This is a genomic window from Amycolatopsis kentuckyensis (genome assembly GCF_041679295.1).
GTDB classification, from domain to species: Bacteria; Actinomycetota; Actinomycetes; order Mycobacteriales; family Pseudonocardiaceae; genus Amycolatopsis; species Amycolatopsis kentuckyensis_A.
This window is the reverse complement of the sequence record NZ_JBGDMD010000001.1, coordinates 828,089-839,459: the sequence shown is the minus strand read 5'-3', so window position 1 is coordinate 839,459 and position 11,371 is coordinate 828,089. Positions and strand designations below refer to the sequence as shown.

General features: G+C 71.8%; 11 protein-coding genes. 5 read left to right on the top strand and 6 right to left on the bottom strand.

Translation table 11 applies throughout. The features are described from left to right. Positions 1-3: 3 nt before the first annotated feature. Positions 4-702 (bottom strand): alpha/beta fold hydrolase, encoded by a 699-nt coding sequence (locus tag ACERZO_RS03860; RefSeq protein ID WP_372661720.1) that lies wholly within the window; start codon positions 700-702, stop codon positions 4-6. Between the two features lie 122 nt (positions 703-824). Between ACERZO_RS03860 and ACERZO_RS03855 the strand changes: the two genes are divergently transcribed. From ACERZO_RS03855 to ligD, 3 genes are all read left to right on the top strand, one after another. After that, positions 825-1,382, top strand: a complete 558-nt coding sequence (locus tag ACERZO_RS03855; RefSeq protein ID WP_372661717.1) for a TetR/AcrR family transcriptional regulator — start codon at positions 825-827, stop codon at positions 1,380-1,382. A gap of 126 nt (positions 1,383-1,508) precedes the next feature. Further along, positions 1,509-3,047, top strand: coding sequence for an FUSC family protein (locus ACERZO_RS03850; protein ID WP_372661715.1), 1,539 nt, complete (start codon positions 1,509-1,511; stop codon positions 3,045-3,047). 72 nt (positions 3,048-3,119) lie between these two features. After that, entirely contained in the window at positions 3,120-5,099 is a 1,980-nt protein-coding gene (gene ligD / locus ACERZO_RS03845) for a DNA ligase D (protein ID WP_372661712.1), read from the top strand. Here the strand turns inward: ligD and ACERZO_RS03840 are convergent. Both ACERZO_RS03840 and ACERZO_RS03835 read right to left on the bottom strand, forming a co-directional pair. Continuing rightward, positions 5,096-5,797 carry a hypothetical protein gene (locus ACERZO_RS03840; protein ID WP_372661709.1) on the bottom strand — a complete coding sequence of 234 codons (702 nt, stop codon included), beginning with the start codon at positions 5,795-5,797 and terminating at the stop codon, positions 5,096-5,098. The two genes, ligD and ACERZO_RS03840, sit on opposite strands and share 4 nt — an antisense overlap. 83 nt (positions 5,798-5,880) lie before the next feature. Further along, positions 5,881-6,822, bottom strand: a complete 942-nt coding sequence (locus tag ACERZO_RS03835; RefSeq protein WP_372661706.1) for a glycoside hydrolase family 43 protein — start codon at positions 6,820-6,822, stop codon at positions 5,881-5,883. Positions 6,823-6,950: 128 nt separating this feature from the next. Between ACERZO_RS03835 and ACERZO_RS03830 the strand changes: the two genes are divergently transcribed. Further along, the gene (locus ACERZO_RS03830; RefSeq protein WP_372661703.1) at positions 6,951-8,048 is read left to right on the top strand and encodes an AI-2E family transporter; all 1,098 of its coding nucleotides are present in this window, start codon (positions 6,951-6,953) and stop codon (positions 8,046-8,048) included. A 47-nt stretch (positions 8,049-8,095) separates the two neighbouring features. On the opposite strand, the gene ACERZO_RS03825 is transcribed toward ACERZO_RS03830, so the two are convergent. From ACERZO_RS03825 to ACERZO_RS03815, 3 genes are all read right to left on the bottom strand, one after another. Beyond that, the gene (locus tag ACERZO_RS03825; protein ID WP_372661700.1) at positions 8,096-8,446 is read right to left on the bottom strand and encodes a hypothetical protein; all 351 of its coding nucleotides are present in this window, start codon (positions 8,444-8,446) and stop codon (positions 8,096-8,098) included. A 322-nt stretch (positions 8,447-8,768) separates the two neighbouring features. Next, a complete protein-coding gene (locus ACERZO_RS03820) occupies positions 8,769-9,137 on the bottom strand; it encodes a hypothetical protein (RefSeq protein ID WP_372661697.1) in 369 nt (122 codons plus the stop codon). Between the two features lie 307 nt (positions 9,138-9,444). Further along, complete coding sequence (locus tag ACERZO_RS03815) at positions 9,445-9,786, bottom strand: hypothetical protein (RefSeq protein WP_364454713.1); 342 nt, start codon at positions 9,784-9,786, stop codon at positions 9,445-9,447. 255 nt (positions 9,787-10,041) lie between these two features. Between ACERZO_RS03815 and ACERZO_RS03810 the strand changes: the two genes are divergently transcribed. After that, positions 10,042-10,416, top strand: a complete 375-nt coding sequence (locus ACERZO_RS03810; RefSeq protein ID WP_372661694.1) for a WGxxGxxG family protein — start codon at positions 10,042-10,044, stop codon at positions 10,414-10,416. Positions 10,417-11,371 lie beyond the last annotated feature (955 nt).

Sequence of the window (11,371 nt, the reverse complement as noted above, 5' to 3'; positions counted from 1 at the left end):
GCGTCACGCGCCGGCGGCCGCCACGATCACCTCGGCGACGACGCCGGGCTGGGACACCGCGACGGCGTGCGAAGCGTCGATCCGCCGGACGGTCGAGGACGCACGCTCGGCCATGAACTCCTGGGCCGCGGCCGGGATGGCGTTGTCCTGGTTGGCGATGAGCGTCCACGACGGGAGCTTCGACCAGGCCGGGGTGCCCTCGAACGGCGCGGCCAGGGCCTGCTGCGCCACCGGGCGCTGGGTGACCGCCAGGATCGCGGCCGTCTCGGCGGGGACGTCGGCCGCGAAGACCTCGGCGAAGTCCTCCGGCTTGATCGACAGCTCGGGCGTTCCCTCGTGGACCAGGACGTTCGTGGTCTCCGGGCCGAGCTTGGCGCCCGGGTAGCGGCCGGACAGCTCGAAGACGCTCTCCCCCGCGTCGGGCTGGAACGCGGCGATGTAGACCAGGGCACGCACGTTCGGCGTCTCGGTCGCCGCACGGGAGATCAGGGCGCCGCCGTAGGAGTGACCGGCGAGGACGACGGGCCCTTCGATGCCCTTGACCACGTCCGCGACGTAGGCCGCGTCGGACTCGACGCCGCGCAGCGGGTTCGCCACCGCCACGACCGGGAAGCCCTGCTCCTGCAGCTTCGCGACGACGCCCGTCCAGCTCGACGAGTCGGCGAAAGCGCCGTGGACCAGGACGATGGTGGGCTTGCTCATGGCTGGCTCCTCAGAGAGAATGATCGGTCTTTCTGTCTCCCTACTCTGGCGGTTGGCGGGCGGCGTGGCAATGTGACGAAGCCGATCTGGCAGAACGATCGGTCTTTCTCTATGCTCGACGGATGACGACTGCCGAGATGCACCCGAAGGACCGGCTGCTGGCGACGGCGTCGCGGCTGTTCTACGCGGAGGGCATCCACGCGGTGGGGGTGGAGCGCCTGGTCTCCGAGGCGGCGGTGACGCGGGCGACGTTCTACCGGCACTACCCCACGAAGGACGACCTGGTGGCGGCGTACCTGGCGGAGACGAGCCGCTGGATCCGCGAGGCGGTCGACGCGGCGAGGTCGGGCAAGCCCCCGCGCGAGGCACTGGCGGCGGCGTTGTCGGTGGTGGGAGAGGCAACGTGCGGCGAGGATTTCCGAGGCTGCCAGTTCCTCAACGCGGCGGCCGAGTACCCCGACCCGGAGCACCTGGTTCGTAAGGTGATCGAGGATCACCGCAAGTGGTTCTTCGAGGTGTTGAGGTCCGAGGCGGCAGCGGCAGGCCACCCGGAGCCCAGCCACGCGGCGAGGGTGCTGGTCCTCCTGCGAGACGGCGCTTTGCACGGCGGCGAGTTGGACGACGCGGAGACGGTCCGGGCGACATTGCGGCGGGCGGTCGAGGACTTCTTGCCGGCCTGAGCGAGTTTCGGCCGCGGCTGCGCCCACCGCACCAGGCCGGCCGTCACCTTCCGAATCACCCCGCGCAGCGACCCACCTCACCCCAGCACTCGGTCCACCCGAACCCACCTCACCCGGCGTGCTGGAATGAAAGCCGTGCCGCCCGAAGATCCTCTTCCCCGCATCGCCCGCCCTCGGGCCCTGCTCTTCGCGCTGCCCGCCGCCGGACGGCGGTGGAGTGCCGGGTTGCGGGCCGCGGCCGCCGTTCTCCTCTCCGGCGCCATCGTCGTCTTCACCGGCCACCCCGCCGAAGCGCTCTTCGTCACCTTCGGCGCCTTCGCCGTCCTCTACGGCGAAGGCCGCCCCTACCGCGTCCGCGCTCGCGTGGTCCTCACCGCCGCCGCCATGCTTCTCCTCGCCGCCGGGCTCGGGACCGTCGTCGGCGCGACCGGCACCAAAGCCGGCGTCGTCATCGTCGTCACGGCCGTCGGCGTCCTCGCCGTCTACACCGTCGACGCCCTGCGGCTCGGGCCGCCCGGCGGCCTCTTCTTCGCGCTCGTCTGCGGCGGTGCCCTCATCGCCACCGAAGCCGGCGCCGATCCGCTGCCCCTGCTTCTCTGCACCGCGCTCGGCGGCGCGTCCTCCGCCGTCGTGTCCATGGCCGGCGCCCTCGCCGACCGCCACAAGCCCGAACGCGCCGCCGTCGACAAGGCCGTCAAATCCGTCGACGCCTTCCTGGACACCGGAACGACCACCCGCCACGCCGCCGGCGCGGCCCTCTCGGCCGCCTGGAACGCCGTCCACGACGCCGGGCACGGCCCCGGCTCCGAACCGGCCACGACCCTCATCGCCGCCCACCGCCGCTTCACCGCCGCGACCGACGACGACGGGCCCCTGCCGCTCCCCCACCCCAGCGTCGGTTACCGGCTGCGACGGTCCGCGTCCCTGCGCTCCCACGCCACGGTGACAGCCCTGCGCGTCGGCGGCACCTGCGTGCTCGCCGGGACACTCAGCGCGTCACTCGGCCTGGCGCGCCCGCACTGGGCGATCCTCAGCGCGCTCGTCGTCTTGCAGCAGGGCACCGACCGTCTCCATGCCAACGTCCGCGGCCTGCAACGCTTCGCCGGGACCGCCGTCGGCCTGGCCCTCTTCGCCGCGCTCTCCCTGCTCGCGCCCACCGGGATCGCGCTGGTCGCCGCCGTCGCGGTGCTGCAGTTCTGCATCGAGCTGTTCGTCCCGCGCAACTACGCGGTGGCCGTCGTCTTCATCACGCCGGTGGCGCTGCTGGCCGGCGGCGCCGCGGCGTCCGGCGCGATCGGCCCCGTCGTCCGCGACCGCCTGGTCGAGACGCTCATCGGCGTCGCGCTCGCGGTCCTCGCCCAGTACCTGCTCGCCCCGCACGCCCACCGCACGACGTTCCGCTGGACCGAATCCCGCGTCCGCGCCGCCGCGCTGACGCTGCTCGCGAACGGCCCCTCGGCCATGAATCTCCGCCGCGACCTGCAGTTCGAGCTCGAAGGCACGACACGCGCGGCGGTCGACTCCGCCCACAACGACCTCGCCTGGACGCGCCGGCACTGGCCCGCGCACGCGGAGCTCGTCCACCAGGGCTACGACCTGCTCGCCGCGTGCTGGACGGCGCCGGGCAAACCGCTCGCCGAAGAGTGGGAACAAGCGTTCCGGTAGCTTTCACCTGCACAAACCCAGCGAGGCTAGGCCGAACGGGTTACCTTCGGAAGGCACACACGGAGGTTCGGCATGGCTGGTCACGACGCACCCGGCGTCCCCGCGTGGGTCGAGCCGATGCTGGCCAAGGCCGACGGGGGCCGGCTGCGCAGCGGCACCGAGTGGGCGTACGAGTACAAATTGGACGGCTACCGCGCCGCCATGCGGATCGCCCCGGACGGCACCACCGTCCTCACCAGCCGCAACAACATCGACTTCACCGCCGAATTCGCCGAGCTCGCCGGCGTGCTCGCCCCCGCGCTCGACGGCCGAGCCGCCTACCTCGACGGCGAGGTCGTCGTCTACGGCGAAGACGGCCGGATCGACTTCGAGCTCATGCAGGAACGCCGCGGCCGCTGGGTCCGGCACCAGAGCGGCCCCAAGGGCCGGGAGTTCGACGACGTCGCGGTCCGGTTCCTCGCCTTCGACCTGCTGCGGCTCGGCGACCGCGACCTGCTGAAGGAGCCGTACGACGAGCGCCGCCGCCTGCTGGCCGGCCTGCCGATGCCCGATCCGTACCGCGTGTCGGTGGTCCGCGCCGTCACCTTCGACGAGCTCGCCGCCGACCGCCGCACGCCGGCGGACTTCCTGGCCCACGCCGCGTCCGCCGGCTACGAGGGCGTCGTCGCGAAGCTGCGCGGCTCCGCCTACGTGCCCGGGCAGCGGCCGGACTCGTGGCTCAAGCACCCGCTGATCCGCACGCAGGAAGTGATCATCTGCGGCTGGCGTCCGGGTCAGCGCAGCTTCACCGGCACCCTCGGCGGTCTCCTGCTCGGCGCGCACGACCCCGGCACCGGCGACCTCGTCTACATCGGCGACGTCGGCACCGGCTTCAGCCAGGCCACCCGCGCCGACCTGATGGCGCAGCTGCAGCCGCTCGAACGCCGCACCCACCCGTTCGCGATGACACCGCCGCGTGAGGACACCGTCCGCGCGCGCTGGGTCGAGCCGCGGCTCGTCGGGGAGATCGTCTACCGGCAGTTCACGCGCGGCGGCCGCGTCCGCCACACCGCCTGGCGCGGCCTGCGGGCCGACAAGAAACCGGCGGACGTCCTCGCCCCGCGCGCGGCGGAACCCGTCGCCGCCCCTCCCCCACCCGAACCGGTGGGTCAGCGAATCACGGTGCAGGCCGGGAACCGCCGGCTCACGCTGTCCAATTTGGACAAGGTGCTCTACCCGGCGGACGGGTTCACCAAGGGCGAGGTGATCAACTACTACTCGCGGATCGCGCCGGTCCTGCTGCCGCACCTCGCCGGCCGGCCGGTGACGTTCATCCGCTACCCCAACGGCGTCGGCGGCGAGAAGTGGTTCGAGAAGAACGTCCCGAACGGCGCACCGCCGTGGTTGCGCACGGTCCGGCTGCCCAGTACGGGTTCCCGCGGCAGCGGCGACACGATCGACTACCCGCTCCTGGACGACCTCCCGGCGCTGGTCTGGTCGGCGAACATGGCGGCGCTCGAACTGCACGTTCCACAGTGGACGGTGACGCCGGACGCGAGCCGCCGGCCACCCGACCGCCTGGTGTTCGACCTCGACCCCGGCCCGGGCACGACGGTCGTCGACTGCGCCCGCGTCGCCGAACGCCTGCACGACGTCCTGGTCGCCGACGGCCTGACCCCGTTCGCGAAGACATCGGGCTCGAAGGGAATGCAGCTGTACTGCGGAATCCGGACCGACGACCCGGCGGCGCCGTCGGTCTACGCCAAGCGGCTCGCGCAACAGCTCGCGCGGGAGACGCCCGGCGCGGTGACGGCGGTGATGGCCAAGGCGCAGCGCGGCGGCCGGGTGTTCATCGACTGGAGCCAGAACAACCCGGCGAAGACGACGGTGGCGCCGTATTCGTTGCGCGGCCGCGACCACCCGACGGTCTCGACACCGGTGACGTGGGACGAGGTCCGCGCGTGCCGGCACGTGAACCACTTGACGTTCACGGCGGAGGAAGTCCTCGACCGCGTGGACGAGCACGGTGATCTGCTCGCCGGCTTGGCCGAGAACCGGGCGCCGCTGCCTTAGTGCCGCTTGAGGACGCGCTTGGCCTGGTTCAGGAGGCCCTGCACGGCTTTGCGGCCGACGGGGGTCTTCGGCGCAGGCCTTTCGTCGACGGATTGCGTTCGCGGCGCGGGGATTTCGCCGGCGATGGTTCCCGACTCGAGCGCCGAGGGCTCCGGCCGCGGTTCGACAGGTTGCGGGTCGGCGGCGGGAGTCGGGGCAGCCGCCGATCGCGCTGGGCTGGCGGCGTGCGCCGGAGTGCGACGGGGCTGGCGCGGGAGTTCGGGCTCGGGCTGGGCCTGCGGCTGCGGCTCGGCTCGAACCTGGCCCTGCGGCGGAAATTCACGATCGCGCTCGGGCTGCGCCCGAGGCGGCGGTTCCGCGTGGAATTGAGGCTGCGCCCGGACCTGGCTCTGCAGCGAAGGTTCGGGCTGGGGCACGGCTTGAACCTGCGGCCGCGGCTCAATGCCCGGCTGAGCCTCGACGGGCCGCCGAGCCTGCGCCCGGGTCTGGTTCAGCGGCTGCTCCGACCCGAGCATCTCCGGCGTCACCACCGGGGTCATGAGCGGCGTGTGCGCGGCATCGGCGTTCGGCCGCGCCGGCTCCTGCGCCTCCGGGTAGCGGGCCAGCGGATCACCCTCCGTCGGCACCGCGCGGCTCCGCAGCAGCCCCACGCACCCCAGCAGCCCGATCAGGCCGACGAGTCCCCAAAACACCGTCATGACCGTCCTCCCTTTCCATGCTCCCGATCCGGATAACCGGCCACGCGCACCCCAACCGGACCGCTACCCGTGTGAGTGAAAGCTCAGCCCAGCTGCGGTACATCACCGGGGAACGAAATCGGCAGCTCGTACATCCCCCGCGCCGTCCGGCCGCCGCCCAGCCAGCCGTGGAAGTAGATGTGGCCGTCCACGACGTCGGCCCCGCCCGGGGCGTCCACCTTGGCGCCGAGCAGCTCCGTCGACAGGAACTGCGCGTCCGCCTTCACGAACGGCCCGTTCACCGTCGGCGCCGACGCGTAGCACGTGTGGTAGCCCGAACTCTGGAACGTGTCCGCCGAATAGAACAGCAGGAAGCGGCTCGCCGTCTTCACCACCGACGGCGCCTCGACGACCGCCTTCTCCGCGTTCAGGTCGGCGCGCAGCAGCTCGGTGCGAGGGCCGGTGAGCGTGCGCCCGTCGGCTTCGACCTTCTGCGACCAGATCGCGGCCGGCGCCCCGGTCGCGGCGCCGTCGCTCTTGTAGAGCAGGTAACGGGTTCCGTCCGCGTCGAGGAACGTCTGCGGGTCGATGTCGCCGTGGTCCTCACGCACGCAGACCAGCGGCTGGTCGCCGGCCGGGGTGTACGGCCCGGCCGCCTTGGCCGCGGTCGCCGCGCCGAGGCACATCTCGCCGCCCGCCGTCTTCGCCGCCGAGAAATACATCACGAAGGTGCCGTTCGGCAGCTGCGTGACGTCCGGCGCCCAGAACCCGCCGTCCGGCTTCGCCCACGCGGGCACGGCCCCGAGCGCGTCGCCGGTGATGCGCCAAGGTCCTTCCGGCGCCGACGCCGTCGCCACCGGGACCCGGCCCGAGCCGGTGCTCGTCGAGAACGCGAAATAGCCGCCCGGGGTCTTCACGACGTCCGGGTCGGGGAAGTCCTGGTTGATCAGCAGCCGCGGTTCGCTGACGGCCGACGCCGCCGGGCAGACCGCGAACGCGGCCACCAGCGCGATCACGGGAGCCAGCAGGAAGTGCTTGGTGCTCATAGGTGATTCTCTTGACGGGAGAAGGGATACGGCAGTGTCAAGGGGACGCGGTCACCGGGAAGCGTGGACTTGCCCGCGCGCCCGGATCGGGTGGATTCGACCGGCCACCAGGGGGTAGCCGCCGACCCATGCACGCAACGAAGGGCCACGGCGCCTACCGCGCCGGCCACGCCGTCGGGGAGGCCGAAGGGGCGGCCACGCGCCAGGAGAAACCCCTGGGCACGCCGGGAAAGCCGCTCGATCGCCGGTCGCCGTTCTTCGCCGGGCTGACCGCCGCGGCCGGGGTGGTCGTCACGGTCGCGGTCGTCGAAGTCGTGCTCGCGGCGTCCGACGCGCTGCTGCTGATCGGCATCGCGTTCTTCATCGCGGTCGGGCTGGAACCGGTCACCGCCCGGCTCACCCGCCGGATGCCCCGCGCGCTCGCCGCCGGCCTGGTCGTCGTGACCGGGGTGGCCGTCTTCGCCGCCGCCGTCGCGAGCGCCGCCGTTCCCCTGTCCGACCAGATCGGGCAGCTGCGGGACGGCGCGCCGCACTACCTGGCGCTGCTGCGCGACCCCGGCACGCTCATCGGCCGCGCCAACGAAACCTTCGGGCTCGAAGCCGCCCTCCGGGGCATCCACCTGACGGACGTGGCGAAGTCGCTCGCCGCCGTGCTGGGCGACGCCGCGATCGTCGTCGTGCTCAGCACGTACTTCGTCGCCGACTTCCCGCGGGTCCGCACCGCGCTCTACCGGCTGGCTCCCCGGTCGCGGCGGCCGCGCGTGATCCTGATCGGCGACGCCGTCTTCCGGAAGGTCGGCGCGTACCTGGTCGGCAACGTCGTGGTGTCGCTGATCGCCGGCGCCTTGACGTTCGCCTGGCTCCGGAGCTTCGGCGTGCCGTACCCGCTGGTGCTCGCCCTGCTCGTCGCCGTCCTCGACCTGGTACCCGTCGCGGGTTCGGTGGCAGCCGGAGCCGGCACCACGCTCGTCGCGCTGACAGTCTCGGTGCCCGTCGGCCTCGCGACCGCCGGCTTCTTCGTCGGCTACCGCGTGCTCGAGGACTACGTGCTGCTGCCGAAGATCGTCGGCCGGGCCGTGCGGATCCCGGCGCTCGTCACCGTCGTCGCGGTGCTGATCGGCTTCGAACTGCTCGGCGTGGTCGGCGCGTTCGTGGCGGTGCCGGTCGCGGCGGCCGTCCTCCTCGTGGTGCGGGAGGTGGCCGTGCACCGGCTCGACCGGACGTGAAACCGCCGCGCGGGGGGCAACCGCGCGGCGGCTTCGACCAGGACCGGTCAGTTGTCCTGCGCGGTCCCGCCGTCGGAGATCGCACCGCTGGCGCAGTTGAACGGGGCCTCACCCTCGGCGTCGTGCTCGCCCGGGGAGAGCACCGGCACGCCGATGCCGTCGGCGACGTGCTGGACCGGCACCTGGACGCCGAGCACGTTGACGTTGTCGTCGCAGACGCCGCCGACCGCGTTCAGGTTGTGCACCGCGTCGAGGTTCTGCACGTTGCCCAGGCCGACCTGGTCGCTGTGGTCGATCGGGTGCCCGCCGACGGTGATGCCGGTCGCGGACGCGGATCCGCCGAGCACCGCCATCCCGGCGGCGAGAGCGGTGGCGACGAAGCCGAGCTGCTTGATCACTTGAAGAACTCCTTACAGCGACCCACCGGACCGTCCGGTGGGAGATCGGGGAAGGCATCCGCGCCCGGCTTCGGTTCGCCGGGCCGCGGCAAGTCGGTTAGGGTGCGGTTCACGCCGGGTGGGACCGGCGCACTTCTCCAGGTCGTGACCGGTCCCACCCGTGCCGGCGACGTCCGGCGTCGCGGCGGGCCCGGGACGCGGAACCGGAGTGTGCAGCTCGCTCCGCGTTCCGGGCCCGCGTCGCGACGTCGACGCGAATCGCCGGATCTCCGTGCCGGCCGCCGGCGTCCGCACACACAGCGGGCGGCGGCGGCACGGAAACTCAGTTGCCCTGGCTGGTGCCGCCGTCGGACAACGCGCTCGCGGCGCAGTTGTACGGGGCGTCGCCGCTGGCCTCGTGCTCGCCCGGCGACAGGACCGGGACGCCGATGCCGTTGAGCGACTCACGGATCGGGACCTGGACGCCGAGGACGTTGACGTCGTTGCCGCAGAGGCCCGGCGTGACGTCGACGTTGTGCAGCACGTCGGTGTTGTTCAGGTTCACGAGACCGACCTGGCCCGAGTAGTCGTAGCCGCCGTGGTGGTGGCCGTGGTGGCCGTGCTCGTCCGGGGTGCCGGCGGCGGCGACGCCCCCGGCGAGGAAAGCGCCCGCCGCGGCGGCGGCCGTGACGAAGCCGAGCTTCTTCAGCATGGATTTACTCCTCGATCGACAATTGCGTCGGATGGGCGGCAGTGAAGGTGTGTTCTCCGCCTGGTGTGAGGGAAACGTACTGATGGCGCAGCACCGGTTCCACTCCATGCCACCATCGTGTGGGTGCCGCAAGCCCCTGACCGGCCTGCTAGTGGTCCGATCGGGTTACGCGGATCCGTTTCCCCGCAACTCTTTGCCCACCAAGGTGCGCCCGCATCGCTTGTCCGGCAAGGAAGATCCCGGGCACGCCGAAGAGCCCTGCGCCGCCCGGGTGAGGGCGACGCAGGGCTGATCCGCGGTGAACTTCTTAGCCGGGCCAGGCCTCCGCTTCGGCGGTGAGCGCCGTCGTCACGTCGATCTCGCCCGACCGCACCCGCCACGCGAGCGAGCCGGGTCTGGGCTCGAGGAGGTGCCAGCCGGTGACGTCTTCGTCGGTGTAGCAGGGGTTTTCGTCGTCCCCGATGCCGAGCGCGGCGAAGTACTGCCGGGCGGGCCAGGTTTCGGGCACCCAGGCCCGGGCCCAGCGCACGACGATGCGGGCGAGGTCGTTGCGGCCGTCCGCCGGGTGGATCAGGCGGTCGCCGGTGGTGCAGATCAAACGTGCGGAGAAGGTCGCGCCCAGCGGGGCGACCACGAGCTGACTGTTCATTACTCCCCCGGGTCCACGGCAGTGGACGGTGTTTTCCCGAATACGGATGCGCACCAGCGCGAAAAGGGGAAGGACGCCGGTGGCGGACGCACACGTCCTTCCACGGCTCCTGCTTGAACCGAAGCCCAGTCTACAAACCACTCCCGGGCACCGGAAACCGGGTCACGTCGCCCATTCCCGTGACAGCGGGTGTGAACGCGGGTGACCGGGGTACGCGGCCGGTGACCGTCCGCCCGAACGGAAGGAAGAACCGAGATGAATCGAACGGCACGAAACGTCCTGGCCGGCACCGCCGCGGCGGCCGCCATCGCGATGACCGGCGCGTTCCCGGCCTCGGCGGCGCCGGCGGCCCCGCCGTTCGCGACGCAGGCCGACAACAACGACAACGTCCAGGACGACAACGACGACAACGGTTTGTGGGGCTTGCTCGGGCTGGTCGGGTTGGTGGGCTTGGCCGGGTTGGCACGGCGCGGACCGAAGGCCGAGGCCATGGCGGGGTATCCCGCGGCGGGACGGACTTCGCGACCCGAGGTGGCTCCGCACGTGGAGCCGACTGCGCGGGCCGGGCAGGCGCCGCCGGTGAACACGTACCCGCCCGCCGAACCGCGACGCAACCCGCCGGGCGCCTGAGGTTCGGGCCGAGGCCCGGGACGTCCGGCGGGGAGGATCGCCCCGCCGGTTTCCCGAGGCCTCGGCCAAGGCGCGACGCTGTGAACAGGCTCGATCGCAGTTGTGCGCGCAGCCACCGCGCCGCAGCCGAGCCCGCCGGTTTCCCGAGGTGCCGACCGCGCCCGGCCACATGCGCCGCCGCGGAAATCGTCGATTTCCCGAGGCCGCGGGAGGGCCGAGCCGTTCATGCCGCAGCCGAGCCCGCCGGTTTCCCGAGGTCTCGGCCACGCCAGGCCAGGTGTGGCCACTGGATCGGCCGGGCCGGCGCCGCCAAGCGCGTCGGCACGGCCGAGCGCGGCGGGATTCTTCTCGCGCACCGCTTCCGGTGGCCGAGTTCCCCTCGCGCGCCGCACCTGATCCCCTCTTCTCCCGCACAGAACGTCCCGGCACCACCAGGCGCCGGGACGTTCTGCGTTTTCGTGTTCTCCGAATGGCGCCCAGTTGTCAGGTCTCGGCACCGAGGAGGCCGCCGGAAGACCGGAAACCGATCCCGGCGGCCGCCACCCAGATTAGCGAAGCGCTCAGCGCGCAAGAAGTGCTTTTGCGTCGTAACCTTCTTAAGAGTGTCTTTCCGGCCCTGGGCAAATGCGCCTGGTTACCCATTAAAACCTCCGACAAACCTCACAATCGGGTGAAACTCGCGTGCCACGCGAGAACCACCCCAGTCATACCTTCCGTGAAGAAACCCGGCCCTTTTCAGCCATTCATCGTAACCGACACTCACCAAGGAGTGACGCCATCACGCTTCGTCACGGACGTCCGGAATTGTCGATCACCGGCTTCACGCGAACTTGATGTTTGTTCCGCGGTTCCCCGAGCCGCCGTGCACCGAGCGGAATCGCCGGGTCCGCCGAGGTCAGGGGATCCGCTCGCGGTAATCGCCGCACGCGATCACGATGATCTCCAGTCGGTATCG

Excerpts from the sequence above, each read along its gene's own strand:
- ACERZO_RS03860 (WP_372661720.1), bottom strand. The coding sequence starts at position 702 with ATGAGCAAGCCCACCATCGTCCTGGTCCACGGCGCTTTCGCCGACTCG.
- ACERZO_RS03855 (WP_372661717.1), top strand. The coding sequence starts at position 825 with ATGACGACTGCCGAGATGCACCCGAAGGACCGGCTGCTGGCGACGGCG.
- ACERZO_RS03850 (WP_372661715.1), top strand. The coding sequence starts at position 1,509 with ATGAAAGCCGTGCCGCCCGAAGATCCTCTTCCCCGCATCGCCCGCCCT.
- ligD (WP_372661712.1), top strand. The coding sequence starts at position 3,120 with ATGGCTGGTCACGACGCACCCGGCGTCCCCGCGTGGGTCGAGCCGATG.
- ACERZO_RS03840 (WP_372661709.1), bottom strand. The coding sequence starts at position 5,797 with ATGACGGTGTTTTGGGGACTCGTCGGCCTGATCGGGCTGCTGGGGTGC.
- ACERZO_RS03835 (WP_372661706.1), bottom strand. The coding sequence starts at position 6,822 with ATGAGCACCAAGCACTTCCTGCTGGCTCCCGTGATCGCGCTGGTGGCC.
- ACERZO_RS03830 (WP_372661703.1), top strand. The coding sequence starts at position 6,951 with ATGCACGCAACGAAGGGCCACGGCGCCTACCGCGCCGGCCACGCCGTC.
- ACERZO_RS03820 (WP_372661697.1), bottom strand. The coding sequence starts at position 9,137 with ATGCTGAAGAAGCTCGGCTTCGTCACGGCCGCCGCCGCGGCGGGCGCT.
- ACERZO_RS03815 (WP_364454713.1), bottom strand. The coding sequence starts at position 9,786 with ATGAACAGTCAGCTCGTGGTCGCCCCGCTGGGCGCGACCTTCTCCGCA.
- ACERZO_RS03810 (WP_372661694.1), top strand. The coding sequence starts at position 10,042 with ATGAATCGAACGGCACGAAACGTCCTGGCCGGCACCGCCGCGGCGGCC.